This is a genomic window from Enterobacter cloacae complex sp. SYL003 (assembly GCF_049236925.1).
Lineage (GTDB): Bacteria > Pseudomonadota > Gammaproteobacteria > Enterobacterales > Enterobacteriaceae > Enterobacter > Enterobacter intestinihominis.
The window spans coordinates 23,580-48,971 of sequence record NZ_JBMKJK010000013.1; the positions used below are offsets into that span (position 1 = coordinate 23,580).

Sequence of the window (25,392 nt, forward strand, 5' to 3'; positions counted from 1 at the left end):
GAAGGCGACCTGCGTCATGCTGAAGCGAGACACCAGGAGACACGCGGCGAAAGCTATGCTAAAACACTCTGGATGCTACAGTAATACATTGACGTTACACATGTATGCAGAGGACATCAAACTTTACTGGCTGCGAAACGTTACGACAGCCGACTTCCCAGGTATGGGTAAGAATTCGATTGCAACCCCAGAGTCCGGATGCATCTTATGACTCTGGTGACAGCTTATAACAGAGGATAACAGCGCATGGTGCTTGGCAAACCGCAAACAGACCCGACTCTCGAATGGTTCTTGTCTCATTGCCACATTCATAAGTACCCATCAAAGAGCACGCTGATTCACCAGGGTGAAAAAGCGGAAACGTTGTATTACATCGTTAAAGGCTCGGTGGCCGTGCTGATCAAAGATGAAGAAGGGAAAGAGATGATCCTTTCTTATCTGAACCAGGGCGATTTTATCGGTGAACTGGGCCTGTTTGAAGAAGGCCAGGAACGTAGCGCCTGGGTTCGTGCAAAAACAGCATGTGAAGTGGCTGAAATTTCTTACAAGAAATTCCGTCAGCTGATTCAGGTCAACCCTGACATCCTGATGCGTCTTTCTTCCCAGATGGCACGCCGTCTGCAAGTGACCTCTGAGAAGGTGGGTAACCTCGCCTTCCTGGACGTGACCGGTCGTATCGCGCAGACTCTGTTGAACCTGGCGAAACAGCCAGACGCCATGACCCACCCTGACGGTATGCAAATTAAAATTACCCGCCAGGAAATCGGTCAGATCGTCGGCTGCTCCCGTGAAACAGTGGGCCGTATCCTGAAGATGCTGGAAGACCAGAACCTGATCTCCGCCCACGGTAAAACCATCGTGGTTTACGGGACCCGTTAATTCCGGTAAAACGGCGTGCCGCCGCAGGGTGGCACGCCGTTTTTGTCTCTACTCCTTATGTGGCGCAGGCTGATCTATCACCCGGAAGTTAACTACGCACTGCGACAAACGCTGGTGTTGTGTCTTCCCGTGGCCGTGGGCCTGATCCTCGGACATCTTCAGCAAGGCCTGCTGTTTTCCCTCGTGCCCGCCTGCTGCAACATTGCCGGTCTGGACACCCCGCATAAACGCTTTTTCAAACGCCTGATTATTGGCGGCTGCCTGTTTGCCGGCTGTAGCCTTGCCGTGCAACTCTTACTGGCCCGCGACATTCCTCTGCCGCTGATCCTGACCGTGCTGGCGATGACGCTTGGCGTAACCGCTGAAATCAGCTCGCTGCACGCCCGCCTGCTTCCTGCGTCGCTGATTGCCGCCATCTTCACCTTAAGCCTTGCGGGCAATATGCCGGTGTGGGAGCCATTGCTGATCTACGCCCTCGGCACGCTGTGGTACGGGCTGTTTAACTGGTTCTGGTTCTGGTTGTGGCGGGAACAGCCGCTTCGCGAATCCCTGAGCCTGCTCTACGTGCAGCTTGCTGAATACTGTGAAGCAAAATACACCCTGCTCACGCAACATACCGACCCGGAAAAATCCCTGCCGCCGCTGCTGACACGCCAGCAAAAAGTGGTGGATCTGATCAGCCAGTGCTATCAGCAGTTGCACATGCTTGCCGCCAACAAAAATCATGAATATAAGCGGCTGCTGCGTACCTTCCAGGTCGGGCTGGATTTGCAGGAGCATATTTCCGTCAGCCTTCATAATCCGGAAGAGGTGCAAAAGCTGGTGGAGCGCAGCCATGCGGAAGCGGTGATCCGCTGGAACGCGCAGACCGTCGCGGCGCGCCTGCGGGTGCTGGCTGACGATATCCTCTATCACCGCTATCCGACGCGCTTTAACATGGACAAACAGCTCGGCGCGCTGGAAAAGATTGCGCGTCAGCACGCTGATAACCCGGTCGGGCAGTTTGCCGCCTGGCATTTCAGCCGCATCGCCCGGGTGTTGCGCACCCAGCGCCCGCTTTATACCCGGGACCTGATGGCCGATAAGCAAAAACGACTGCCGTTGCTGCCTGCGCTCAAAAGCTACCTGTCACTGAAGTCTTCCGCCCTGCGCAACGCCGCAAGAATTAGCGTCATGCTCAGCATCGCCAGCCTGATGGGAATGGCCCTGCACCTGCCGAAACCCTACTGGATCTTAATGACCGTGCTGTTTGTCACCCAGAACGGCTATGGTGCCACGCGGGTGCGCATTCTGCATCGGGCGGGCGGCACGATGGCGGGGCTGATTATCGCGGGCGTAACGTTGCACTTCCACGTGCCGGAAGGGTATACGCTGGTCGGCATGCTGGCGATTACGATGGTGAGTTATCTGATCATCCGTAAAAACTACGGCTGGGCGACGGTGGGCTTTACGGTAACGGCGGTGTACACCCTGCAGTTGCTTACGCTCAACGCCGATCAGTTAATTATTGCCCGCCTGGTCGATACCCTGATTGGCTGCCTGATCGCCTTTGGCGGCATGGTCTGGCTGTGGCCGCAGTGGCAAAGTGGATTACTGAGGCAAAACGCCCACGACGCGCTGGAGGCGGATCAGCAGGCCATTCGCCTGATCCTGAGCGACGACCCGCAGCCGTCTCCGCTGGCCTACGAGCGCATGAAGGTCAACCAGGCGCATAATGCCCTGTTCAACTCCCTTAACCAGGCCATGCAGGAGCCGGGCTTCAACTCGCACTATCTGGCAGACATGAAGCTGTGGGTCACGCACAGCCAGTTTATCGTCGAACACATCAATGCCATGACCACGCTGGCGCGCGAGCACACCATGCTGACGCCGGATCTGGCGCAGCGCTATTTGCAGTCGTGTGAAATTGCCCTCCAGCGCTGTCAGCAGCGTCTGGAGTACGACGCGCCGGGCGAGTCAGGGGATTCGAACATTCTGGAAGCGCCGGAGACGCTGACCCACGGGCCGATGAGCACCCTTGAGCAGCATTTACAGCGCGTTCTCGGGCATCTCAACACCATGCACACCATTTCGTCGGTGGCATGGCGTCAGCGTCCGCATCACGGGATTTGGTTAACGCGCCGGTTAAAACGAACCGCGTATTAGCCTCTGACGATCTTCGCCACCGCCGCGGCAAAACGGGTTAACCCGTCTTCGATGTCTTTGTCTTCCACCACCAGCGACGGCACGAAGCGCATCACGTCCGGCCCGGCGTTGAGCACCATGACGCCTTCGTGCGCGGCGGCGTGCAGGAAATCGCGCGCGCGGCCTTTGTACTGAGGTTTCAGCTCGGCGCCGATCAGCAGCCCCATTCCGCGGATGTCGCTGAAGACATCAAACTGTTCGTCAATCTGCTGAAGATGATTCACAAAAAGGGCGCGTTTCGCATTCACGACATTCAGGACGTCCGGCGTATTAATGATGTCGAACGCCGCTCCCGCCACGGCGCACGCCAGCGGATTACCGCCGTAAGTGGAGCCGTGTGAGCCCACATGAAATGCGGAAGCAATATCCTGGGTGGTTAGCACCGCGCTGACCGGGAAACCGCCGCCGAGCGCTTTCGCGCTGGTCAGAATATCCGGCGTTACGCCGTAGTGCATATAAGCGAACAGGTCTCCGGTACGCCCCATCCCACACTGCACTTCATCAAACACCAGCAGCGCCTGGTGCTCGTCGCACAGTTCGCGCAGCCCTTGCAGAAATTCCGGGGTGGCCGCCGTGACGCCGCCTTCCCCCTGAATGGGTTCGACCACCACGGCACAGGTGTGATCGTCCATCACCGCTTTAACGGCGTGCAGATCGTTAAACGGCACGTGGATGATATCCGCAGGTTTCGGACCAAAGCCGTCGGAATACTTCGGCTGGCCGCCAACGGAAACGGTAAAGAACGAGCGACCGTGGAAGGCGTTATGGAAGGCGATGATTTTGGTTTTGTACGGACTATGACGCGTGGTTGCGTAGTAGCGCGCAAGCTTAAAGGCGGTTTCGTTGGCTTCGGTGCCAGAGTTCATAAACAGCACGCGTTCGGCGAAGGTGGCATCGATGATCTTACGCCCCAGACGCAGCGCCGGTTCGTTAGTGAACACGTTGCTGGTGTGCCACAGCGTTTCGCCCTGCGTTTTCAGCGCGTCCACCAGCGCAGGATGGCAATGGCCCAGCGCCGTCACCGCAATACCGCCTGCGAAATCAACATACTCATTGCCCTGCTGATCCCAGACGCGGCTGCCTCTCCCTTTCACCGGGATAAACTCAGCCGGTGCATAAATCGGCAGGATCACTTCATCGAATGTCGCGCGGGTAATTGCTGGTTGTTCAGTTGCCATGTCATGACCATCCATTTTTATGTCACAGTGATTGTGAAAATATAATCACAAAATATGCATAAAAAATCACAACAAGGCAACAGATATTCAGCGATTAAGGAAATTGGCCAGCAGTGCGTGCCCCTGTTCGCTGAGAATGCTTTCCGGGTGGAACTGCACCCCTTCCAGATCGTACTCGCGGTGGCGAATGCCCATGATTTCCCGGGTCTCACTCCAGGCGGTCACTTCAAAGTCTGCGGGCAGGGTCGGCGGATCAATCACCAGAGAATGGTAGCGCGTCACGGTTAACGGATTGTTTAGCCCCAGGAATACGCCGGTACCGGTGTGCGTGATCGGTGAGGTTTTGCCGTGCATGACTTTCGCGGCACGGACAATGCTGGCGCCAAAGACCTGCGCAATGGCCTGGTGACCCAGGCAGACGCCCAGAATCGGCAGCTTGCCCGCATAGTGGCGGATTACCTCCAGCGAGATGCCGGACTCCGACGGCGTACACGGCCCGGGCGAAATCACGATTTTCTGGGGCGCCAGCGCGTCAATGTCAGCCAGCGCGATCTCATCGTTACGGCGGACAACCACCTCTGCCCCCAGCTCACAAAAATACTGGTAAAGGTTCCAGGTAAAGGAATCGTAGTTATCAATCAGCAGAATCATGGCGGCTCCTGAAAAAATGGCCGCCCTATTTTACTCAGATCCCCGCGCTTCGCTCACAACTTTGGCAAAGATAGCATTCAGGGCGGTCAGATCACCCATCGCCCCGCTCTGGTTGGCGGATGCCCAGTCGTCCGGGTCGATCCCCTGCCAGTTCAGCACGTAGCCCGCATGGATCGCCAGCTGTTCAAAGAAGATCCGCTGAGCCACGCCATTACCGCTCATAAACGGATGTAGCATGTTGATTTCACAGTAGTAATGACTGATTCTGTCTGTAAACTCTTCTTTCTGAAGGCCCACCAGATATTTATCGCTTTCCAGCGAAGCCATCAGCTCATTACCCACCTTCTCGATGTACTCGAAATGGCAAAATGGAATGTCGCCCTTGGAGATATCGGCGGTTCGCAGCTCGCCAGCGCCTTTCATTTCGTTGCGGAATAAATGGCGGTGAATAAGGCAAAGATGGGGTAAACCCGGTGCAGAAGGCCCCAGTGCCAGCGTCTCGATATCGGGTTCAGCGGGACCCTTGCCTTTTTCAAGGAGGCAACTGGCCTGAAGATTGACGCTACGCTGTTGCTCCCAGAGTCGGGATTTTTGCTTGTCGGTGAGTTTTTTCACTACGCCTCCCTGAATAGTCCGTTTGCCACAAGTATAAGCAGCAAAACGCGCTTTCGCAGGGAGGGCGGAAAGACACGGGCAGGATGTGCCCGTGTGAGGGAACGATTACGGCAGCACTTTCGCGGAGAGAATCACCACTGGCTTAGACGGCACATTCTGGTATGGACCGACATCGTGAGTCTGAACCTGAGAGATCTTGTCCGCCACGTCCATGCCTTTCACCACTTTACCGAACACCGCGTAGCCAAAGTCGCGCTGGCCGTGGTCCAGGAAGGCGTTATCCGCCACATTGAGGAAGAACTGGCTGGTGGCGCTGTCTTTATCCGCCGTACGCGCCATGGAAATGGTGCCGCGCTTGTTCAGCAGGCCGTTATCCGCTTCATTTTTGATTGGCGGGTTAGGCTTTTTCTGCTGCATCTGCTCGTTGAAACCGCCGCCCTGAATCATAAAGCCCGGGATCACGCGGTGGAACGTGGTGTTGTTATAAAAACCACTGTTCACGTAGTCGAGGAAGTTTTTCACGGAAACAGGGGCTTTCTGGCTATCCAGCTCCAGCTCAATATTCCCCGCAGAGGTAGTCAGCAGGACGTGAGGGTCTCCTTTAGCTGCCAGCGCAGCAGGGGAAACGGCAGAAAGAGCAAACACAGCTGCGACAGCCGCCAGTGTTGATTTGAGCATGAGAATTCCTTAACAAAGCGCAGTATAAAAAGCGAATGGCTTGATTCTAAAGAGCAGTATGACCCCAGACCAGTCTTTTACCTAATTTTACGAAATTGAAACAATTATTACCGCGCAAACGATTGTTCACCCCGCGATATAATGTGATCTCCATCACGTTAAAGCCTGCAATTGTGCTCAATATTTTCTGAAAAGATTTAATTAGATCACTTTCGCGACTAAAATCTGCCCGCTCAAACGCAGTCATTGCGTTTTTCTTTACTTTTAACAGGCCAGACATGACTAACAGCAATCGCATCAAGCTCACATGGATCAGCTTCTTCTCCTACGCCCTGACCGGCGCGTTGGTGATCGTCACCGGGATGGTGATGGGAAATATCGCAGACTACTTCCAGTTGCCCGTTTCCAGCATGAGCAATACCTTCACTTTCCTGAACGCGGGGATCCTGATCTCTATTTTCCTTAATGCCTGGCTGATGGAAATCGTGCCGCTGAAAACCCAGCTGCGCTTCGGCTTCGTGCTGATGGTTGCCGCCGTGGCGGGCCTGGTGCTGAGCCACAGCATCGCCCTCTTCTCTGCCGCCATGTTCGTGCTGGGCCTGGTAAGCGGGATCACCATGTCGATCGGTACGTTCCTGATCACCCATATGTATGAAGGCCGCCAGCGCGGCGCGCGTCTGCTGTTCACCGACTCCTTCTTCAGCATGGCCGGGATGATTTTCCCGATGGTCGCCGCGTATCTTCTGGCGCGCAGCATTGAGTGGTACTGGGTGTACGCCTGCATTGGTCTGGTCTATGTCGCGATCTTTATTCTCACCTTCGGCTGCGAGTTCCCGGTGCTGGGCAAAAAAACGCAGACCACGTCTGAGCCAGTTGCGAAAGAAAAATGGGGTATCGGCGTGCTGTTCCTTTCCATCGCCGCGCTGTGTTACATCCTGGGCCAGCTGGGCTTTATCTCCTGGGTTCCTGAGTATGCGAAAGGTCTGGGCATGAGTCTGAACGACGCGGGTAAACTGGTGAGCGATTTCTGGATGTCTTACATGTTCGGCATGTGGGCGTTTAGCTTTATCCTGCGCTTCTTCGACCTGCAACGGATCCTGACCGTTCTGGCGGGTCTGGCAACCGTGCTGATGTATCTGTTCATCAACGGTTCCCCGGAGCATATGCCGTGGTTCATCCTGACCCTGGGCTTCTTCTCCAGCGCGATTTATACCTCGATCATCACCCTTGGCTCTCTTCAGACCAAAGTGGCCTCGCCAAAGCTGGTGAACTTCGTGCTGACCTGCGGCACCATCGGCACCATGCTGACCTTCGTGGTCACGGGCCCAATTGTGGCGCACAGCGGCCCGCTGGCGGCGCTGCATACCGCTAACGGTCTGTACGCCGTGGTGTTCATCATGTGCTTCGTGCTGGGCTTTGTGACCCGTCACCGCCAGCACAATACAGCAACGGCTACCCACTAATCGCCGTAACCCCTTTGCGTACTGCAAAGGGGTTTTCCCCTCCTCACCCGCCCTGCCCGCCGATGGGTAAAAAACCCCACCAAAATTGTGCGAAAAACAAGCAAGCACAAAAATCAAACAATATCCGTCACTTATAAAAATCCTGACAAATCATAGATATACCCCCTAAGGGGTAGGTGAAGGCGTATTTGATTTGCATCAATAAGTGCCCCTGCTGAATCGTTAAGGTAGGCAGTAATAGAAAAGAAATCGAGGCAAAAATGAGCAAAGTCAGACTCGCTATCATCGGTAACGGCATGGTCGGCCACCGCTTTATTGAGGATCTTCTCGATAAAGCCGATGCTAACCAGTTCGATATTACCGTGTTCTGTGAAGAACCCCGCAAGGCGTACGACCGTGTGCACTTGTCTTCCTACTTCTCTCACCATACCGCCGAAGAACTCTCTCTGGTGCGCGAAGGTTTCTACGAGAAGCATGGCGTAAAAGTGCTGGTGGGCGAACGCGCTATCACCATCAACCGTCAGGAGAAAGTGATCCACTCCAGCGCCGGACGCACGGTTTTTTACGATAAGCTGATCATGGCGACAGGCTCGTATCCGTGGATCCCGCCGATTAAAGGTTCGGAAACCCAGGATTGCTTCGTTTACCGTACCATTGAAGACCTCAACGCCATTGAATCCTGCGCACGTCGAAGCAAACGTGGCGCGGTTGTCGGCGGTGGTCTGCTGGGTCTGGAAGCGGCAGGCGCACTGAAAAACCTCGGCGTTGAAACCCACGTCATCGAATTTGCCCCGATGCTGATGGCGGAACAGCTGGACCATATGGGTGGCGACCAGTTACGCCGTAAAATCGAAAGCATGGGCGTGAAGGTTCACACCAGCAAGAACACTAAAGAGATCGTGCAGGAAGGCACTGAAGCGCGTAAAACCATGCGCTTTGCCGACGGCAGCGAGCTGGAAGTGGATTTCATCGTCTTCTCCACCGGCATTCGCCCGCGCGACAAGCTGGCCACCCAGTGCGGTCTGGCCGTTGCGCAGCGCGGCGGGATCATGATCAACGACACCTGCCAGACCTCCGATCCGGACATCTACGCCATCGGCGAATGCGCCAGCTGGAATAACCGCGTATACGGTCTGGTTGCACCTGGGTACAAAATGGCGCAGGTCGCCGTTGACCATATCCTCGGAAGCGAAAATGCCTTCACCGGCGCAGACATGAGCGCCAAGCTGAAGCTGCTGGGCGTGGACGTGGGCGGTATTGGCGATGCGCATGGTCGCACCCCGAACTCCCGCAGCTATGTTTATCTGGACGAAAGCAAAGAAGTCTACAAACGTCTTATCGTCAGCCAGGATAACAAAACCCTGCTCGGGGCGGTGCTGGTGGGCGACACCAGCGACTTCGGCAACCTGCTCCAGCTGGTGCTGAACGCCATTGAGCTGCCGGAAAACCCGGACGCGCTGATCCTCCCGGCGCACGCCTCCAGCGGTAAGCCGTCCATTGGCGTGGATAAACTGCCGGACAGCGCGCAAATCTGCTCCTGCTTCGACGTCACCAAAGGCATGCTGATCTCCGCCATTAACAAAGGCTGCCACACCGTTGCGGCGCTGAAGGCGGAAACCAAAGCCGGGACCGGCTGCGGCGGCTGTATCCCGCTGGTCACCCAGGTGCTGAACGCCGAGCTGGCAAAACAGGGCATTGAAGTGAACAACAACCTGTGCGAGCACTTCGCTTACTCTCGCCAGGAGCTGTATCACCTGATCCGCGTGGAGGGCATTAAATCCTTCGACGAACTGCTGGAGAAACACGGCCAGGGCTACGGCTGTGAAGTATGTAAGCCTACCGTCGGTTCCCTGCTGGCGTCCTGCTGGAACGAATATGTGCTCAAACCAGAACACACTCCGCTTCAGGACACCAACGATAACTTCCTGGCCAATATTCAGAAAGACGGGACTTACTCGGTGATCCCGCGTTCTGCCGGGGGGGAAATTACCCCTGAAGGGCTGGTCGCCGTGGGCCGTATCGCCCGTGAGTTTAACCTGTACACTAAAATCACCGGTTCCCAGCGTATCGGCCTGTTCGGTGCGCAGAAAGATGACCTGCCGGAAATCTGGCGTCAGCTGATTGAGGCGGGCTTCGAAACCGGTCACGCGTACGCCAAGGCGCTGCGCATGGCGAAAACCTGCGTGGGCAGCACCTGGTGCCGCTACGGCGTGGGCGACAGCGTGGGCTTCGGCGTCGAGCTGGAAAACCGCTACAAAGGCATCCGTACGCCGCACAAAATGAAGTTCGGCGTCTCAGGGTGTACCCGTGAATGTGCGGAAGCACAGGGTAAAGACGTGGGTATTATCGCCACCGAGAAAGGCTGGAACCTGTACGTGTGCGGTAACGGCGGGATGAAACCTCGCCACGCCGATCTGCTGGCTGCCGATCTCGATCGCGATACGCTGATCAAATACCTCGACCGCTTCATGATGTTCTACATTCGTACCGCCGATAAGCTGACCCGTACCGCGTCCTGGCTGGATAATCTCGAAGGCGGCATCGACTACCTGAAGTCAGTCATTATCGACGACAAGCTGGGCCTGAATGAACAGCTGGAATCCGAGATGACTCGCCTGCGCGAGGCGGTTATCTGCGAGTGGACCGAAACCGTGAACACGCCAGCGGCGCAGACGCGCTTCAAACACTTTATCAACAGCACCCAGCGCGACCCGAACGTGCAGGTGGTGCCGGAGCGCGAACAGCATCGTCCAGCGACCCCGTATGAACGTATTCCGGTGATGCTGGTGGAGGAAAACGCATGAGCCAGTGGGTAAACATCTGCAACATTAACGACATTCTGCCAGCAACCGGCGTCTGTGCCCTGCTGGGCAACGAGCAGGTAGCGATTTTCCGCCCTCGCCACGATGAACAGGTTTTTGCCATCAGCAATATCGACCCGTTTTTCGAGGCCAGCGTGCTCTCCCGCGGTCTGATTGCGGAGCACCAGGGCGAACTGTGGGTTGCCAGCCCGCTGAAAAAGCAGCGCTTCCGCTTAACCGACGGGCGCTGCATGGAAGATGAAAGCTTCTCGGTCAAACACTACGACGTCCGCGTGAAGGACGGCGAGGTGCAGCTGAAAGCGTAACCCCTCGCCTTTTCAATAGGAAAGGCTTATGACCCCTTATGGGTAACGGCAGGAAAAACCGTATGTTCTGTACGATTCCTGCTGTTATCCTGACGTCAATTCTTCCCCCGCCATGAATGCTGTGAGGTAACGTCGTGGATCACCTGCCGATTTTTTGTCAATTACGCAACCGCGACTGCCTGCTCGTGGGCGGCGGCGATGTGGCTGAACGCAAGGCGCGCCTGCTGTTAGAGGCGGGCGCCAGACTGACCGTTAACGCCCTCACCTTCGCCCCACAGTTTGACGTCTGGGCGCAGGAAGGGATGCTCACGCAAGTGCAGGGCGAATTTGATGAATCCCTGCTGGATACCTGCTGGCTGACCATCGCCGCAACGGATAACGATGACGTTAACCAGCGCGTCAGCGACGCCTGCGAAGCGCGCCGCATCTTCTGTAACGTGGTGGATGCGCCGAAAGAGGCGAGCTTTATCATGCCATCCATTATCGACCGCTCGCCGCTGATGATTGCGGTGTCGTCCGGTGGCCGCTCGCCCGTTCTTGCCCGTCTGCTGCGGGAAAAACTGGAAGCCGTGCTGCCTCAACACCTTGGTCAGATTGCGCATTATGCCGGGCAGCTGCGTTCCCGCGTGAAGCAAACCTTCGCAACCGTGGGCGAACGCCGTCGCTTCTGGGAGAAGTTCTTTGTCAACGACAGGCTGGCGCAGTCGCTGGCCAATCAGGACGCCAAAGCGGTTGAAGAGACGACCGAGCAACTCCTCTCTGAACCGCTGGATCATCGCGGTGAAGTGGTACTGGTGGGCGCAGGTCCCGGCGATGCGGGCTTGCTGACGCTGAAGGGTCTCCAGCAGATCCAGCAGGCGGACATCGTGGTATATGACCGTCTGGTCTCTGATGACATCATGAATCTGGTGCGCCGCGATGCTGACCGCGTATTCGTCGGCAAACGGGCAGGTTATCACTGCGTACCGCAGGAGGAGATCAACCAGATCCTGCTGCGGGAAGCGCAAAAAGGTAAGCGTGTGGTGCGTCTGAAAGGGGGCGATCCGTTTATCTTTGGTCGCGGCGGCGAGGAGCTGGAAACTCTCTGCAACGCGGGCATTCCGTTCTCCGTGGTGCCGGGCATTACGGCGGCATCCGGCTGTTCTGCCTATTCCGGCATTCCGTTAACCCATCGCGACTATGCCCAGAGCGTGCGCCTGGTGACAGGCCACCTGAAAACCGGCAGCGAACTGGACTGGCATAATCTGGCCGCTGAAAAGCAGACGTTGGTCTTTTATATGGGGCTAAATCAGGCAGCCACGATTCAGGCGAAACTGCTGGAGCACGGCATGGAAGCAGATATGCCGGTCGCACTGGTAGAAAACGGTACCGCCATTACGCAGCGCGTGGTCGATGGCGTACTGACGCAGCTGGGCGAGCTGGCGCAGCAGGTTGAAAGCCCGGCGCTGATCGTGGTGGGCCGCGTGGTAGCACTGCGTGAAAAACTGAACTGGTTCTCCAGCCACTAACGCACAATCTCTCTCCCGGGAGTAGTCTTGAAGCGGACTACTCCCTTCTTACCTCAGTCGATAACATACCGCCCGCGTAATGGAACTTTTCCATTTATTCCCTCGTGTTACATCCAATTTTTTGATTTTATTGACAAGGAATGCGTATGTTCAAACTGGCAAAAGCTGCCGTTCTGGTCGGCCTGTTAACAACTCTGACGGCCTGCACCGGTCACGTTCAAAATACTAAAAATAATTGCAGCTACGATTACCTGCTTCACCCGGCGATCTCCATTTCGAAGATCATTGGCGGTTGCGGCCCGGCGGCACAGCAGTAAGCGTTTTTCAGGCGTAAAAAAACCGGGGATTTCCCGGTTTTTTTTCGTCAGTTTTGTCGGGTGGCGGCTCCGCCTTACCCGACCTACACGGTCCCGTAGGCCGGGTAAGCGTAAGCGCCACCCGGCAAAGCGGCTTAAGGTTTCGCCACAAACCCAATCGCGTCGTACACCGCTTTCAGGGTTTCGGAGGCGCGCGCGCTGGCTTTTTCCGCGCCCTCTTTCATCACTTTTTGCAGGAAAGCTTCGTCGTTACGGTAACGGTGATAGCGCTCCTGCAACTCGGTCAGCATGCCGGAAACGGCGTCTGCCACTTCGCCTTTCAGGTGGCCGTACATTTTGCCTTCAAAGTGTTTTTCCAGCTCAGGGATGCTCTGTCCGGTCACACCGGAGAGAATGTCCAGCAGGTTGGATACGCCCGCTTTGTTCTGCACGTCGTAGCGCACCACTGGCGGCTCGTCGGAGTCGGTCACCGCACGCTTGAGCTTTTTCACCACCGATTTCGGATCTTCCAGCAGGCCGATAACGTTGTTGCGGTTATCGTCAGACTTGGACATCTTTTTGGTCGGCTCCAGCAGCGACATCACGCGCGCGCCGGATTTCGGAATAAACGGCTCAGGCACTTTGAACACGTCGCCGTAAAGCGCATTGAAGCGCTGGGCGATATCGCGGCTCAGCTCCAGGTGCTGCTTCTGATCTTCGCCCACTGGTACCTGGTTGGTCTGGTACAGCAGAATATCTGCCGCCATCAGCACCGGATAATCAAACAGACCGGCGTTGATGTTTTCAGAGTAGCGCGCAGATTTATCCTTGAACTGGGTCATGCGGCTCAGCTCGCCGAAATAGGTGTAGCAGTTCAGCGCCCAGCCTAGCTGCGCGTGCTCTGGCACGTGAGACTGAACGAAAATGGTGCTCTTCTCGGGATCGATACCGCACGCCAGGTACAGCGACAGCGTATCGAGCGTCGCCTTGCGCAGCTTCTCGGGATCCTGACGCGCGGTGATAGCATGCAAATCCACGATGCAGTAAATGCAGTGGTAGTCATCCTGCATGCTCACCCACTGACGTAACGCACCCATGTAGTTACCAATGGTCAGTTCACCTGAAGGCTGTGCGCCACTAAAAACGATGGGCTTAGTCATTATTCAATTCCTGATGTTCACTGTGCGAGAGCCCGAGTGCGGGCAACAAATCTTTGAAGTGGTCGAACACAACGTCCGGCTCACTCAGCGTAATGGCTTCACCGTAGTTGTAGCCGTAGGTCAACCCAACAGACGGGCAACCTGCCGCTCTGGCAGCCAGAATATCATTGCGGGAATCCCCGACAAAGAGCAGCTCCGCAGGCGCTAAGGATAATTTTCCTGCCACCAGCAATAGCGGTTCCGGATGCGGCTTTTTATTCTGCACGTCATCGCCGCCCACAATTACGGAGAAGTATTTCGCGATATCCAGCGCTTCCAGCAGAGGCGCAACGAACGGTGTTGGCTTGTTGGTCACCAGCCCCAGCGGGATGCCTTTCGCATGTAGCGCGCTCAGCGTTTCAGCGACATCCGGGAACAGGAAGCTGCCCTCTTCGACGGTCTCTTCGTAGAAACGGTCGAACAGTTTGCGCAGAATACGCTGCTGCTCATCCTGGGGAATATCCGCGTGGTCAACACTCGGTTTCCCTTGCGCAGAACGCTGAGAGGCACGTTCCTGACGAGCCCAAGTCAGCGCGCGCTCCATCAGCACGTCTGCACCGTTACCAATCCACGTCACGACGCGCTCTTCGCCCGCAACGGGGAGTTCAAGGGCATACAGCGCCTGATCGACGGCGCGGGTTAATCCTGGCGCGCTGTCGACCAGCGTGCCGTCGAGGTCAAATGCTACACCCCGAATAGCCTGCAATTTATCCATGACTTACCTTCGCCAGTTCACGGCGCATTTCATCAATGACTTTTTTGTAATCCGGTTGATCGAAGATGGCGGAGCCTGCGACGAACATATCCGCCCCTGCCGCCGCAATCTCACCGATGTTATTGACCTTCACGCCGCCGTCCACTTCCAGACGAATATCATAGCCAGACTCATCAATGCGGCGGCGCACTTCACGCAACTTGTCGAGCGTCTGAGGAATAAACGACTGGCCGCCAAAGCCCGGGTTGACGGACATCAGCAGGATCACGTCCAGCTTGTCCATCACGTAGTCGAGATAGCTCAGCGGGGTCGCCGGGTTAAAGACCAGCCCCGCCTTACAGCCGTTCTCTTTGATCAGCTGTAGCGTGCGGTCAACGTGTTCGGAGGCTTCCGGGTGGAAAGTGATGATGCTGGCACCCGCCGCGGCGAAATCAGGCACGATGCGATCAACCGGTTTCACCATCAGATGCACGTCAATGGGCGCGGTGATCCCGTAGTTACGCAGCGCTTTAAGCACCATCGGACCGATGGTCAGGTTGGGAACGTAGTGGTTATCCATAACGTCGAAATGGACGACATCTGCGCCAGCCGCGAGAGCTTTGGCAGTGTCTTCACCCAGGCGGGCAAAATCGGCCGACAGAATTGAGGGGGCAATCAAAAACTGTTTCATCCGCATCTCCTTGAAATGTGTTTACCGGCGGGCAAGGCTCAGGGTCGATAAAGCGCCAGAAGTTCGTCCACCTTTTTACGTGTGCCGCCGTTGCTGCTAATGCTACGCCGCACTTTTACCTGAAAATGCTTCGCGGCTTTGTACCATTCGCGCGTATCAGGCGTGTCGTGATTCGAAATTAACACCGGAATTCTTTTGCTGACCAGCTTTTCCGCCATCTCAGCCAGACGCGCCTGCTCGGCCGGGCTGAAGCTGTTGGTGTGGTAGGCGGTGAAATTTGCCGTGGCAGACAGCGGCGCGTAAGGCGGGTCGCAGTAGACCACCGAGTTTACGCCCGCCAGCTCCATGCACTCTTCATAGGAGAGACAGTAGAACTCGGCGTTCTGCGCTTTTTCAGCAAAGTGATACAGCTCGTCCTGCGGGAAATAGGGACGCTTATAGCGGCCAAACGGCACGTTAAACTCGCCACGCAGATTATACCGGCACAGACCGTTGTAGCCATGGCGGTTGAGATAAAGAAACAACAGCGCGCGACGGAACGGGTCCTGGCTCTGATTAAACTCAGCGCGGAACTGATAGTAAATGTCCGGGTTGTTGTTCTCTGGCGTAAACAGCTTCCGCGCCTCTTCCACATACTCATCGGTACGCAGTTTCACGATGTTATAGAGGCTGATAAGGTCGCTGTTGATATCCGCCAGGATATAACGAGAAAAATCGGTATTCAGGAATACCGATCCAGCACCCACGAAGGGCTCGATAAGACACTCGCCTTTCGGCAGGTGCTTTTTAATATCGTCGAGCAGGGGGTATTTCCCCCCTGCCCATTTAAGAAAAGCGCGATTTTTTTTCATGCTGACTAACTGATTACACCTTCTCCGGCTGTGGAGAAAGCTCCGACAGCATCCTGCGCTTTAAACATTACTTCAGATCGGCCTGCACCTGATGAATTGGCTTCGCCCACGGGTTTTTCGCCTGCACATCGGCAGGCAGCGTGGAGACGGCTCGTTTTGCTTCATCTTTTGAGGCATAAACTCCGCTTACCAGAACGTACCAAGGCTGTCCGTTACGGGTCGTCTGATAAACCACATAGTTTTTCAGATTCGATTTCTTCGCCCAGGCGTTGAGGTTGTCGTAGTTAGACGAACTGCTCAGCTGCAACGTGTAGTTGCTGGATGATGCGGATTTCAGAGAACCCACGTTACCCGTCGTTTTACCTGCCGCGGTGCTGGATGCGCTAGCGGTTGGCGTAGCAGCCGGTGCCGCAGTTACAGCAGGCGCGGTTGTGGTCGCCGTTGCTTTAGGTGCAGCGGTTGCCGCAGGCGTTGGCGCTTTAACCGGTTGGCTCACCGCAGGTTTTGTCTGCGCTGGCGCTTTCGTTTCTGGCGCTTTTGCCACGGTCTGCGGTTTCGTCTCACGCTTCGGCTCAATCACAGCCTGCTTACGCTCCTGACGCGGCGCAGTCTGGGTATGGCGCGGTTTGGTTTCCGTTGCCGCCGTTTGCTGCTGGGCATTGCTGCCATGAACTGGCGCAACGGTGGCAGGTTCAGTAGGCAGCGTGGAGTTCACCACGGCAGCGTTAACCTGCTCCTGATTCTGCGGCTGCGTCAGCGCGTTATTCAGATCGCCCTGAACTTCAACACGCTGCTGGCCCTCCGGCGTAACAGGCGCCTGGCCCTGAGTTGGGGTCGCAGAGACGGGCGGCAGAGAGATATCCTGACCGGCGCTGGTGTTACCTGCGGTCTGCTCTGCGGAAGTGGTGCCCGGCGCTGGCTGAGCGCCATTCGCCTGGTTGCTCGCATCGTTACCAGACAGGTTGATGCTCTTCTCGGCAGACGCTGTCTGCTCGGTAGAATGGGTAGAAGGTGCTTTTAGCGCGGAACCAATGCCGACAATCAGCAATACCAGAACCAAAACGCCAAGGCCCATCATGATGTACTGACGGGAGGCCGGTTTTGCCGCTACCGCTTTTTTACGTTTGCGCGGACGACGTTCAACAGGCTGTTCATCCATTAACTCTTCTTCGGATTCATACTCCTCGTCTTCACGCTCATTTCGCGCGTTACGGCTACGCGAAGGGCGACGATCGTCTGCATCCAGATCGACATCGTCAAAGTTGATCTGCGGCTCGTTATCACGTTCTGAAGATTGACGAGAACGACCAGTACGACGATCGCTGGGATCGGGTTTCAGCTCGTCTTCTGGTTTGAATTCATCCATTTAACACCCCACTCAAAGGCTTCTGCCAACGACTCTGCATTTACCTGAAGCTAAAACGACCACCTGTTACAGCAGCCTGACCTTTCTAGTTGTTACGCCTGCTGACAATCAGCAATAGCGCCAAGTACGACTTCGTGCGGCACTCCGCCGCGCACTTCACTTTTCCCTATTGCAAGCGGGAGTACCAGACGCATCTCACCTGCCAATACTTTTTTATCGCGCATCATGTGGGGAAGGTACGCCTGCGCAGACATTTCCTGCGGACCACTCACCGGCAAGCCAGCACGTTTAAGCAACGTGATGATACGTGCTGTCTCTTCCGGTCTGAACTGCCCCAGACGTTCAGAGGCACGGGCCGCCATGACCATTCCGGCAGCGACAGCTTCACCGTGAAGCCAGTTACCGTAGCCCATTTCGGCTTCGATCGCATGACCAAACGTATGCCCCAGATTCAGTAAAGCACGTAAGCCGGTTTCACGCTCATCTGCGGCAACGACTTCTGCTTTCAGCTCACAGCACCGGCGAATACAGTAGGCCATTGCCTGCCCATCGAGGCGCAGCAGCGCATCCATATTCTCTTCCAGCCAGGTGAAGAACTCACCGTCAAGAATAATGCCGTATTTGATCACTTCTGCAAGGCCGGACGCCAGTTCGCGCGCTGGCAAGGTTTGCAGACAGTCGAGATCCACCACCACCGATGCAGGCTGGTAGAACGCGCCAATCATGTTTTTGCCGAGCGGATGGTTAACCGCCGTTTTACCGCCCACAGAAGAATCGACCTGTGAGAGCAACGTGGTTGGAATTTGAATAAAGCGCACACCGCGCTGGTAGCTGGCGGCTGCAAAACCGGTCAGATCGCCCACAACGCCGCCGCCCAGGGCAAGCAGTGTTGTATCACGACCGTGCGGTTTTTGCAGAAGTGCGGTAAAGACGGTATCCAGTACCGTCAGGCTTTTGTACTGCTCGCCATCGGGCAGAATCACACTGTCGACCTTCACGCCCGCCTGCTCAAGCAGGTGGCGTACACGGTCGAGATAAAGCGGAGCCAGCGTCTCGTTGGTGACCAGCATCGCCTGATCACCCGCTTTCAGTGGTAAGAAGGAAGCTGGATCGTTAAACAAACCAGCCGCGATGGTGATAGGGTAACTACGTTCCCCGAGAGTAACTGTAATCCTCTCCATGACGCGACATCCACCTTAAATGCTTTTACCCGCAGGCGAGTGTATATAAAGCCAGAATCAGTTGCTTTCCAGCATATGAATAATCTGGTTTGCAACCACTTTAGCGCTTTGATCGTCAGTACGAATGGTCACATCAGCAATCTCTTCGTACAGAGGATTGCGTTCATCGGCCAAAGCTTCCAGAACTTCACGTGGCGGTGTTTCAACCTGCAACAACGGGCGCTTTTTATCACGCTGCGTGCGTGCCAGCTGTTTTTCGATGGTCGTCTCAAGATAGACCACTACGCCACGGGCGGAGAGACGGTTGCGGGTTTCGCGAGATTTTACAGAGCCGCCGCCTGTTGCCAGCACAATGCCCTGTTTTTCCGTGAGTTCGTTGATCACTTTTTCTTCTCGGTCACGGAAACCTTCTTCGCCTTCTACGTCGAAGACCCAGCCCACATCCGCTCCGGTTCGTTTCTCAATCTCTTGATCAGAATCGTAAAATTCCATATTGAGTTGTTGAGCTAACTGACGCCCAATAGTGCTTTTGCCGGCACCCATAGGCCCAACCAGAAAGATATTGCGTTTCTCTGCCATTTTTTCGGTACTACTAAGACTATTCGTTAATGGTAATCCCCGCTGCGCAGACACCCGGCGTAGCAGGACATGAACTGAAACCTCATTTGCAATAGAGCGAGAGTCAGACGAAAAATTATCTCAATACTCCGGCTTGTTTGGCAACTGATTAAATCACCGTTCCCGGCGCATAAGGAAATAAGACGTAAGTCCAACTCAAATCGGTACTCCTTGTATGCTAATTCATGCCCCACGTCAAACATCTGCAACAAACTGAATGCAAAATCATTGCGGGGATCGTTACCCATTAATGAATACTGACCAGACGTGGCGTGATAAACACCACTAACTCGCGCCGTTCGTTATCTTTTCCGTCATGGCGGAACAACTGACCCAGCCACGGAATGTTGCCCAGCACGGGCACGCTGTCGCGTCCGGTTTTATTCTTTTGCGAAAAGATCCCGCCCAGCGCGAGCGTTTCCCCACTTTTTACCTCTACCTGCGTTTCGATCTCCTGCTTATCAATCGCCAGCGTTTCGCCGTCCGCCTGTTGCAGCACCTGGCCAGGCATATTTTCACTGATATGCAGCTTCAGACGAACGCGGCCGCCCGGGAGCACCACCGGCGTGACCTCCATGCCTAATACCGCCTCTTTAAACTCAACGGAGGTCGCTCCGCTTTCGCCGCTGGAAACCTGATACGGGATTTCGCTGCCCTGCTTGATGCTGGCCGGCTGCATGTGCGACGCCAGTAGCCGCGGGCTGGCGATGATATCCACCTGCTGCTTTTGCTCAAGCGCCGACAACTCAAGATCCAGCATCCTGCCGTTGATGCGCCCGATATTAAACCCAACGTGTGTGGTTGCACTGGCCACCGACAGGTCAGCGCCCAACGTCGTGACCTGACCCACCTTACCGGCCTCCGTTGCGTCAGCGAGGTTCCATTTCACCCCCAGTTCACGCAGGCTTTTTTCACTAATGGTCACAATCTGCGCCGCCAGTTCTACCTGCTCGACGGGCAGATCCATCTGCGCTGCCCAGCGCTGGAGCATATCCACCACCGACTTGTTATCCCTGACCAGGAGACGGTTGGTGCGCTTGTCGACGGAGAGACTGCCTTTCGGGCTTAAGAGCTTTTCCGCCGCTTTTTGCAATTCGGCCGCATCCGCATAAGCAAACGGAATGCTGTGAGAGAGCAGCGGAGCGTCGAGCAGACGCTGGGCCCGCTCCTGCTCTTTACGCGTCTGTTGCTCCCGCTGCCAGGCCGCCGTATGCACATAAAAAATGCCGCCCTCTTCCCGCAATACCAGCCCGGCACTGTTCACTACCGTCTGAAGCGCCTGCCTCCAGGGCACCCGCGTTAGATTCAGCGAAAGCGAACCGCTGACATCCGGCGACACCACCAGATTGCGATCCTCCTGCGCTACCATCGCCTGTAATACCTGCACCACCGGGACATCATCCACCAGCAGGGTGACCGGTTTTGGCGTCGCGGCCCACAGGGGCTGGCTGAGTGCCGCGAGTAACAGCCCTATCCATATCTTCACTTTTTTTCGTTCCTTCTCGCTGCCATGTCCATCGTTTCGGCTCGCACATCTCGCCGACATCAACGGTCAGTTGTTGTGTATCTATCGCACTCACCCGCCAGCCTGGCGGTAACCGCATCTGCGTTTTTACCCGGTGCCAGCGGTTCTGCCCGTCCTGCATAAGGCCGATATCCCTGCTGCCGCTGACGACTCCCTGATACCGCCACTGGCTGAGTTGCCCTGCTGCGCAACGCTCTTCCGGCACGGAGAAGGGATCCCGCATCCCGGTCAGGAAAAGCGGAGAAAGCAGGATCAGCAAACGGGTTTTACTGCGCATGACCGATCTCCAGTTGCAGGCTAAGGCGTAGCTGTTTTCCCTGTGGGGTGATGGAAAACGCGCTCACCCGCACGTTCTCAAGCGCCAGCCGGGAAAAGAGCGCCGGAACTGCGCCCCACAAGGCATCCAGCGCCAGCTCTCCCCCACTCTGCTGCGGTTTCCAGTACACCAGCCTTGCGTCCTCACGCTGAAATGCCAGCGGAGAAAAGGGCTGCACCGGCTTCACTTGCGTAACCACAGGTCGCCGCCCGACCTTTGGCCACAGCGAGGCGTTGATTCGCTTCGCACTGCTGGCCTGCGCCTGAATATCGGCGTAGCACAGAGCAGCGGGTCTGAGCAGCGCTCCCCAAATCGCAAACGCAACGATCCCCGACGCGATCAACCAGCAAAGGACGCGCCGGGAAGGACGTGCATCTGTCCAGCGTTGATACCAGATGCCCACTGGCTACCTCCGGCTATGCAGTTGAAAAGAGAACATCCATCGCCCCTGGCTATCCTGTTGCAATTCGCCTGCCGGTCCGGGGTTAAACCCCGTCACCCTTTTCAGCGCATCGGTCATGGCGGAGAGCGTCGGGAGTGAGGTGGTATAGCCCGTCAGGATCAGCGAGGGTGGCTGATAACGCAGCGCCGTCAGCCACGCCTGCCGGGGCATTGCACTGGCAAGGGATTCAAGCGCGGGTTGCCATGCCACCGTCTCAGGCGGCTGCGAAAGGGGTTCCAGCCCCGCAGACTGCGGCTGACGGGCTTTCAATACCTTCTGCACCGCACGCGTTCCCGCCAGATCGCTCTGCAACGCCTGTGACGCGAGAGTCTGCGTCGCCCGAAGGCTGACGCCTCCCGCCAGCATCACCAACAATGAGGCGGTAAACAGCAGCCCCCAAAAACGCAGGCGCTGATTACGTTGCTGCCGACGCCAGGGTAAAAGATTGGGCATGCTCATTACGGCGCCTCGCTCATGGCCAGCGCCAGGGCGACGGTGTAATCAGCACCACATTCTGGCAACGGCGGCTGACACAGCGTCACCGCTTCCCAGGGATCCCGTGCAGCATCAAACACGGCGATATCAGAAGGAGAAAGTGCAAGCAACGCCGCCAGCTCATTCACCGTCGCCGCTTCTGTGGTGTAGCGCCGCCCCCACTGGTGACGCATCGCCCACAGCCACTGGTGTTTATCCCTCCAGGCTACGCACCGGACGGGGGCAACAGCAGAGAGAAGATTAGCCAGTGCGCCGGCATCCGGGACGATTGCGGCCAGGCGCAAACGCAGCGCTTTCGCCAGCGACAACAGGGTATCGACCTCTCTGTTTTGCGCGGCGGTAACCTGAAAAGTGTTGCTGAACGTATCCTGCGCGTAGTCAAAGCAGAGCGTATCGGGAGGCATCTCCAGCTCACGCGCTAATGCGGCGCCTACCCAGGTGAGCTGTTCGCTGTCACGCAAGGTAACGGATGGACGGGGCAACGCGCGTTGCAGAACGCGCGTTGCCGGAAATGAGAGAAATACCCGATGCGAGTGCGGCAATGTTTTCCGCCAGCCACGTAATGCGTTAACCAGTTGTTCTGGCTTAAGTATTTTGCCTTCACCGATAACCCCGTCCGACAGCGGCACCGCCCACCAGCGCCGTAAACGCCAGCCGGCCCGCTCTCTGGTCAGCGCCACGGCAATCACCTTATCCTGTTGAATATGAACGCCTGTTTGCCACGTTTTAAAAGCCATACTTCACGATCTCCTTATCGCCCGTCGGAGTGACGGCTATATCAATGAATCAGGCTTGCCTTTATACTACCGCGCGATTGTTTAGAAACTGCCCAGGCTAAACCAAATGGGAAATCTCCGGTGAAGTTCGTAAAGTATTTATTGATCCTTGCAGTCTGTTGCATTCTGCTGGGAGCAGGCTCGATTATTGGTTTGTACAAATATGTCGAGCCGCAACTCCCTGATGTCGCCACACTTCGTGATGTGCGGCTTCAGATCCCTATGCAGGTCTATAGCGCCGATGGTGAACTGATGGCGCAATACGGCGAGAAACGTCGTATCCCACTGACCTTAAATCAAATTCCACCCGTGATGGTGAAGGCTTTTATCGCCACCGAGGACAGCCGTTTTTACGAGCACCACGGTGTCGATCCGGTCGGTATTTTCCGTGCGGCAAGCGTGGCGCTGTTCTCCGGTCATGCCTCTCAGGGGGCAAGTACCATTACCCAGCAGCTGGCGCGTAACTTCTTCCTCAGCCCGGAAAAGACGCTGATACGTAAGATCAAAGAAGTATTCCTCGCGATCCGCATTGAGCAACTGCTGAGCAAAGACGAGATCCTTGAGCTTTACCTCAACAAGATCTATCTGGGCTACCGCGCCTATGGCGTAGGGGCTGCGGCTCAGGTCTATTTCGGTAAGTCGATCGATCAGCTCACGCTGAGCGAAATGGCGACCATTGCCGGCCTGCCAAAAGCGCCATCAACGTTTAACCCGCTCTACTCGCTGGACCGCGCCACCGCGCGCCGTAACGTTGTGCTATCGCGTATGTTGAGCGAAGGCTACATCAGCCAGGATGAGTACGATCGGGCACGCAGCGATGTGATTGATGCCAATTACCATGCACCGGAAATTGCTTTCTCATCGCCGTATCTGACGGAAATGGTTCGCCAGGAGATGGTGCGCCGCTACGGCGACAAAGCATATGAAGACGGCTATCGCGTTTATACCACCGTGACCCGCAAGGTGCAGCAGGCTGCCCAGCAGGCGGTGCGTAATAACGTGATGGATTACGATATGCGTCACGGCTATCGCGGCCCGTCCAACGTGCTGTGGAGAGTGGGCGAAGGCGCATGGGACAGCAAAAAAATCACTGATTCCCTGAAAGCGCTGCCGACCTATGGCCCGCTGCGTCCGGCGGTGGTCACCCAGGCCGATCCGCAGGAAGCGGTGGCGATGATGGCCGATGGTACATCCGTTTCGCTGCGTATGGAGGGTATCCGCTGGGCGCGTCCGTACCGTTCTGACACCCTTCAGGGGCCTACTCCACGTAAAGTGACGGATGTGGTACAAACCGGACAACAAATCTGGGTGCGTCAGGTAGGCGATGCCTGGTGGCTGGCACAGGTGCCGGACGTCAACTCTGCCCTGGTCTCCATCAATCCGCAGAACGGTGCCGTGATGGCGCTGGTTGGCGGGTTCGATTTCAACCAGAGCAAATTTAACCGCGCAACCCAGGCGCTGCGTCAGGTCGGTTCGAACATCAAACCGTTCCTGTATACCGCGGCGATGGACAAGGGGCTAACGCTCGCCAGCATTCTCAACGACGTGCCAATCTCCCGATGGGATGCCGGTGCGGGCTCTGACTGGCAGCCGAAGAACTCTCCGGCGCAATACGCTGGCCCTATCCGTCTGCGTCAGGGCCTTGGCCAGTCGAAGAACGTGGTCATGGTTCGCGCGATGCGTGCGATGGGCGTTGATTATGCGGCAGAGTATCTGCAACGCTTCGGCTTCCCGGCGCAAAACATCGTTCATACCGAATCTTTGGCGCTCGGCTCCGCGTCCTTCACGCCGCTCCAGGTCGCACGTGGCTACTCGGTAATGGCAAACGGCGGCTTCCTGGTCGATCCGTATTTCATCAGCAAAATCGAGAACGATCAGGGCGGCGTACTGTTTGAAGCGAAGCCGAAAATTGCCTGCCCTGAATGCGATATTCCGGTGATTTACGGCGACACGCCAAAATCCAATGTCCTTGAAAACAAGGATATGGAAGATGTTGCCATCTCTCAGGAACGTCAGAATCTGGCGGTGCCGCAGCCTCAGCTGGAACAGGCCAATCAGGCGCTGGTCGCCCAGAGTGGCGCGCAGGAGTATGCTCCACACGTGATCAGCACGCCGCTGTCGTTCCTGATTAAGAGCGCGCTGAACACCAACATCTTTGGCGAACCGGGCTGGCAAGGCACCGGCTGGCGAGCGGGCCGCGATTTGCAGCGCCGCGACATCGGCGGCAAAACAGGCACAACCAACAGCTCAAAAGATGCCTGGTTCTCAGGTTATGGCCCGGGCGTTGTCACCTCGGTCTGGATTGGTTTTGACGATCACCGCCGCACTCTGGGACGCACAACCGCTTCTGGCGCAATTAAAGATCAAATTTCCGGTTACGAGGGCGGGGCTAAGAGTGCGCAACCGGCCTGGGATGCTTACATGAAGGCCGCTCTCGAGGGCGTGCCGGAGCAGCCGCTAACGCCTCCACCGGGCATTGTCACGATCAATATTGACCGCAGCACCGGACAGCTCGCGAATGGCGGCAACAGCCGTGCCGAGTATTTCATCGAGGGTACGCAGCCAACCACGCAGGCGGTGCATGAGGTGGGTACCGAAATCATTGATAACGGCGAAACGCACGAGCTCTTCTGACGCCAACAAAAAAGCCGGGCGGTGG

At 56.4% G+C, this 25,392-nt stretch carries 24 protein-coding genes; 8 read left to right on the top strand and 16 right to left on the bottom strand.

What is annotated here, in order from left to right:
• Positions 1-246 precede the first annotated feature (246 nt).
• Positions 247-879 (top strand): cAMP-activated global transcriptional regulator CRP, encoded by a 633-nt coding sequence (gene crp, locus ACOT1A_RS16690; RefSeq protein WP_000242758.1) that lies wholly within the window; start codon positions 247-249, stop codon positions 877-879.
• 57 nt (positions 880-936) lie between these two features.
• Positions 937-3,024: a YccS/YhfK family putative transporter gene (locus ACOT1A_RS16695; protein WP_250116727.1), complete on the top strand. Its 2,088-nt coding sequence runs from the start codon at positions 937-939 to the stop codon at positions 3,022-3,024.
• On the opposite strand, the gene argD is transcribed toward ACOT1A_RS16695, so the two are convergent.
• From argD to ppiA, 4 genes are all read right to left on the bottom strand, one after another.
• The gene (gene argD / locus ACOT1A_RS16700) at positions 3,021-4,241 is read right to left on the bottom strand and encodes a bifunctional acetylornithine/succinyldiaminopimelate transaminase (RefSeq protein WP_276170017.1); all 1,221 of its coding nucleotides are present in this window, start codon (positions 4,239-4,241) and stop codon (positions 3,021-3,023) included. The genes ACOT1A_RS16695 and argD overlap by 4 nt on opposite strands.
• A gap of 87 nt (positions 4,242-4,328) precedes the next feature.
• Positions 4,329-4,892 (bottom strand): aminodeoxychorismate synthase component 2, encoded by a 564-nt coding sequence (gene pabA, locus ACOT1A_RS16705; protein WP_022649612.1) that lies wholly within the window; start codon positions 4,890-4,892, stop codon positions 4,329-4,331.
• Positions 4,893-4,922: 30 nt separating this feature from the next.
• Positions 4,923-5,507 carry a putative adenosine monophosphate-protein transferase Fic gene (locus ACOT1A_RS16710; RefSeq protein ID WP_023298771.1) on the bottom strand — a complete coding sequence of 195 codons (585 nt, stop codon included), beginning with the start codon at positions 5,505-5,507 and terminating at the stop codon, positions 4,923-4,925.
• A gap of 105 nt (positions 5,508-5,612) precedes the next feature.
• Positions 5,613-6,185, bottom strand: coding sequence for a peptidylprolyl isomerase A (ppiA, locus tag ACOT1A_RS16715; RefSeq protein WP_022649614.1), 573 nt, complete (start codon positions 6,183-6,185; stop codon positions 5,613-5,615).
• Positions 6,186-6,463: 278 nt separating this feature from the next.
• Here ppiA and tsgA point away from each other — a divergent pair, with 278 nt between their 5' ends.
• The 5 genes from tsgA to ACOT1A_RS16740 all read left to right on the top strand — a co-directional run bounded on the left by tsgA (position 6,464) and on the right by ACOT1A_RS16740 (position 12,600).
• A complete protein-coding gene (gene tsgA, locus ACOT1A_RS16720; protein WP_038416837.1) occupies positions 6,464-7,648 on the top strand; it encodes an MFS transporter TsgA in 1,185 nt (394 codons plus the stop codon).
• A 260-nt stretch (positions 7,649-7,908) separates the two neighbouring features.
• Positions 7,909-10,452 (top strand): nitrite reductase large subunit NirB, encoded by a 2,544-nt coding sequence (gene nirB / locus ACOT1A_RS16725; RefSeq protein WP_022649616.1) that lies wholly within the window; start codon positions 7,909-7,911, stop codon positions 10,450-10,452.
• Positions 10,449-10,775, top strand: a complete 327-nt coding sequence (gene nirD / locus ACOT1A_RS16730) for a nitrite reductase small subunit NirD (RefSeq protein WP_022649617.1) — start codon at positions 10,449-10,451, stop codon at positions 10,773-10,775. Before nirB ends, nirD begins: the two co-directional genes overlap by 4 nt.
• Positions 10,776-10,909: 134 nt before the next feature.
• On the top strand, positions 10,910-12,283 hold the full coding sequence (gene cysG, locus ACOT1A_RS16735) for a siroheme synthase CysG (protein WP_022649618.1): 1,374 nt from the start codon (positions 10,910-10,912) through the stop codon (positions 12,281-12,283).
• Positions 12,284-12,429: 146 nt separating this feature from the next.
• Positions 12,430-12,600, top strand: coding sequence for a YhfL family protein (locus tag ACOT1A_RS16740; protein ID WP_003861638.1), 171 nt, complete (start codon positions 12,430-12,432; stop codon positions 12,598-12,600).
• 134 nt (positions 12,601-12,734) lie between these two features.
• Here the strand turns inward: ACOT1A_RS16740 and trpS are convergent, their stop codons facing one another.
• From trpS to pilM, 12 genes are all read right to left on the bottom strand, one after another.
• The gene (trpS, locus tag ACOT1A_RS16745; protein WP_032626783.1) at positions 12,735-13,739 is read right to left on the bottom strand and encodes a tryptophan--tRNA ligase; all 1,005 of its coding nucleotides are present in this window, start codon (positions 13,737-13,739) and stop codon (positions 12,735-12,737) included.
• Positions 13,732-14,493 carry a phosphoglycolate phosphatase gene (gene gph, locus ACOT1A_RS16750; protein ID WP_017384158.1) on the bottom strand — a complete coding sequence of 254 codons (762 nt, stop codon included), beginning with the start codon at positions 14,491-14,493 and terminating at the stop codon, positions 13,732-13,734. Before gph ends, trpS begins: the two co-directional genes overlap by 8 nt.
• The gene (gene rpe, locus ACOT1A_RS16755; protein WP_003861634.1) at positions 14,486-15,163 is read right to left on the bottom strand and encodes a ribulose-phosphate 3-epimerase; all 678 of its coding nucleotides are present in this window, start codon (positions 15,161-15,163) and stop codon (positions 14,486-14,488) included. Before rpe ends, gph begins: the two co-directional genes overlap by 8 nt.
• Positions 15,164-15,201: 38 nt before the next feature.
• Positions 15,202-16,014: an adenine-specific DNA-methyltransferase gene (gene dam, locus ACOT1A_RS16760; RefSeq protein ID WP_022649620.1), complete on the bottom strand. Its 813-nt coding sequence runs from the start codon at positions 16,012-16,014 to the stop codon at positions 15,202-15,204.
• Positions 16,015-16,081: 67 nt separating this feature from the next.
• Positions 16,082-17,380 (bottom strand): cell division protein DamX, encoded by a 1,299-nt coding sequence (gene damX / locus ACOT1A_RS16765; RefSeq protein ID WP_058645882.1) that lies wholly within the window; start codon positions 17,378-17,380, stop codon positions 16,082-16,084.
• Positions 17,381-17,472: 92 nt separating this feature from the next.
• On the bottom strand, positions 17,473-18,561 hold the full coding sequence (gene aroB, locus ACOT1A_RS16770; RefSeq protein ID WP_022649622.1) for a 3-dehydroquinate synthase: 1,089 nt from the start codon (positions 18,559-18,561) through the stop codon (positions 17,473-17,475).
• A 57-nt stretch (positions 18,562-18,618) separates the two neighbouring features.
• Complete coding sequence (gene aroK, locus ACOT1A_RS16775) at positions 18,619-19,140, bottom strand: shikimate kinase AroK (RefSeq protein WP_003861630.1); 522 nt, start codon at positions 19,138-19,140, stop codon at positions 18,619-18,621.
• A 286-nt stretch (positions 19,141-19,426) separates the two neighbouring features.
• The gene (hofQ, locus tag ACOT1A_RS16780) at positions 19,427-20,665 is read right to left on the bottom strand and encodes a DNA uptake porin HofQ (protein WP_045308978.1); all 1,239 of its coding nucleotides are present in this window, start codon (positions 20,663-20,665) and stop codon (positions 19,427-19,429) included.
• On the bottom strand, positions 20,577-20,981 hold the full coding sequence (locus tag ACOT1A_RS16785; protein ID WP_058645883.1) for a HofP DNA utilization family protein: 405 nt from the start codon (positions 20,979-20,981) through the stop codon (positions 20,577-20,579). Before ACOT1A_RS16785 ends, hofQ begins: the two co-directional genes overlap by 89 nt.
• Entirely contained in the window at positions 20,971-21,423 is a 453-nt protein-coding gene (locus ACOT1A_RS16790) for a hypothetical protein (protein ID WP_058645885.1), read from the bottom strand. Before ACOT1A_RS16790 ends, ACOT1A_RS16785 begins: the two co-directional genes overlap by 11 nt.
• Positions 21,424-21,426: 3 nt before the next feature.
• Entirely contained in the window at positions 21,427-21,921 is a 495-nt protein-coding gene (locus ACOT1A_RS16795) for a PilN domain-containing protein (protein WP_023307110.1), read from the bottom strand.
• Entirely contained in the window at positions 21,921-22,694 is a 774-nt protein-coding gene (gene pilM / locus ACOT1A_RS16800; RefSeq protein WP_022649626.1) for a pilus assembly protein PilM, read from the bottom strand. The genes ACOT1A_RS16795 and pilM overlap by 1 nt, the downstream gene beginning before the upstream one ends.
• A gap of 120 nt (positions 22,695-22,814) precedes the next feature.
• Here pilM and mrcA point away from each other — a divergent pair, with 120 nt between their 5' ends.
• On the top strand, positions 22,815-25,367 hold the full coding sequence (gene mrcA / locus ACOT1A_RS16805) for a peptidoglycan glycosyltransferase/peptidoglycan DD-transpeptidase MrcA (protein WP_045308980.1): 2,553 nt from the start codon (positions 22,815-22,817) through the stop codon (positions 25,365-25,367).
• Positions 25,368-25,392: the final 25 nt, after the last annotated feature.

Bases quoted from the DNA above. Each gene is read 5' to 3' on its own strand.
- crp (WP_000242758.1), top strand. From the start codon at position 247: ATGGTGCTTGGCAAACCGCAAACAGACCCGACTCTCGAATGGTTCTTG.
- rpe (WP_003861634.1), bottom strand. From the start codon at position 15,163: ATGAAACAGTTTTTGATTGCCCCCTCAATTCTGTCGGCCGATTTTGCC.
- ppiA (WP_022649614.1), bottom strand. From the start codon at position 6,185: ATGCTCAAATCAACACTGGCGGCTGTCGCAGCTGTGTTTGCTCTTTCT.
- ACOT1A_RS16695 (WP_250116727.1), top strand. From the start codon at position 937: ATGTGGCGCAGGCTGATCTATCACCCGGAAGTTAACTACGCACTGCGA.
- dam (WP_022649620.1), bottom strand. From the start codon at position 16,014: ATGAAAAAAAATCGCGCTTTTCTTAAATGGGCAGGGGGGAAATACCCC.
- argD (WP_276170017.1), bottom strand. From the start codon at position 4,241: ATGGCAACTGAACAACCAGCAATTACCCGCGCGACATTCGATGAAGTG.
- aroK (WP_003861630.1), bottom strand. From the start codon at position 19,140: ATGGCAGAGAAACGCAATATCTTTCTGGTTGGGCCTATGGGTGCCGGC.
- pilM (WP_022649626.1), bottom strand. From the start codon at position 22,694: ATGGCTTTTAAAACGTGGCAAACAGGCGTTCATATTCAACAGGATAAG.
- nirB (WP_022649616.1), top strand. From the start codon at position 7,909: ATGAGCAAAGTCAGACTCGCTATCATCGGTAACGGCATGGTCGGCCAC.
- damX (WP_058645882.1), bottom strand. From the start codon at position 17,380: ATGGATGAATTCAAACCAGAAGACGAGCTGAAACCCGATCCCAGCGAT.
- pabA (WP_022649612.1), bottom strand. From the start codon at position 4,892: ATGATTCTGCTGATTGATAACTACGATTCCTTTACCTGGAACCTTTAC.
- gph (WP_017384158.1), bottom strand. From the start codon at position 14,493: ATGGATAAATTGCAGGCTATTCGGGGTGTAGCATTTGACCTCGACGGC.
- aroB (WP_022649622.1), bottom strand. From the start codon at position 18,561: ATGGAGAGGATTACAGTTACTCTCGGGGAACGTAGTTACCCTATCACC.
- nirD (WP_022649617.1), top strand. From the start codon at position 10,449: ATGAGCCAGTGGGTAAACATCTGCAACATTAACGACATTCTGCCAGCA.
- tsgA (WP_038416837.1), top strand. From the start codon at position 6,464: ATGACTAACAGCAATCGCATCAAGCTCACATGGATCAGCTTCTTCTCC.
- ACOT1A_RS16740 (WP_003861638.1), top strand. From the start codon at position 12,430: ATGTTCAAACTGGCAAAAGCTGCCGTTCTGGTCGGCCTGTTAACAACT.
- ACOT1A_RS16785 (WP_058645883.1), bottom strand. From the start codon at position 20,981: ATGCGCAGTAAAACCCGTTTGCTGATCCTGCTTTCTCCGCTTTTCCTG.
- trpS (WP_032626783.1), bottom strand. From the start codon at position 13,739: ATGACTAAGCCCATCGTTTTTAGTGGCGCACAGCCTTCAGGTGAACTG.
- ACOT1A_RS16795 (WP_023307110.1), bottom strand. From the start codon at position 21,921: ATGAGCATGCCCAATCTTTTACCCTGGCGTCGGCAGCAACGTAATCAG.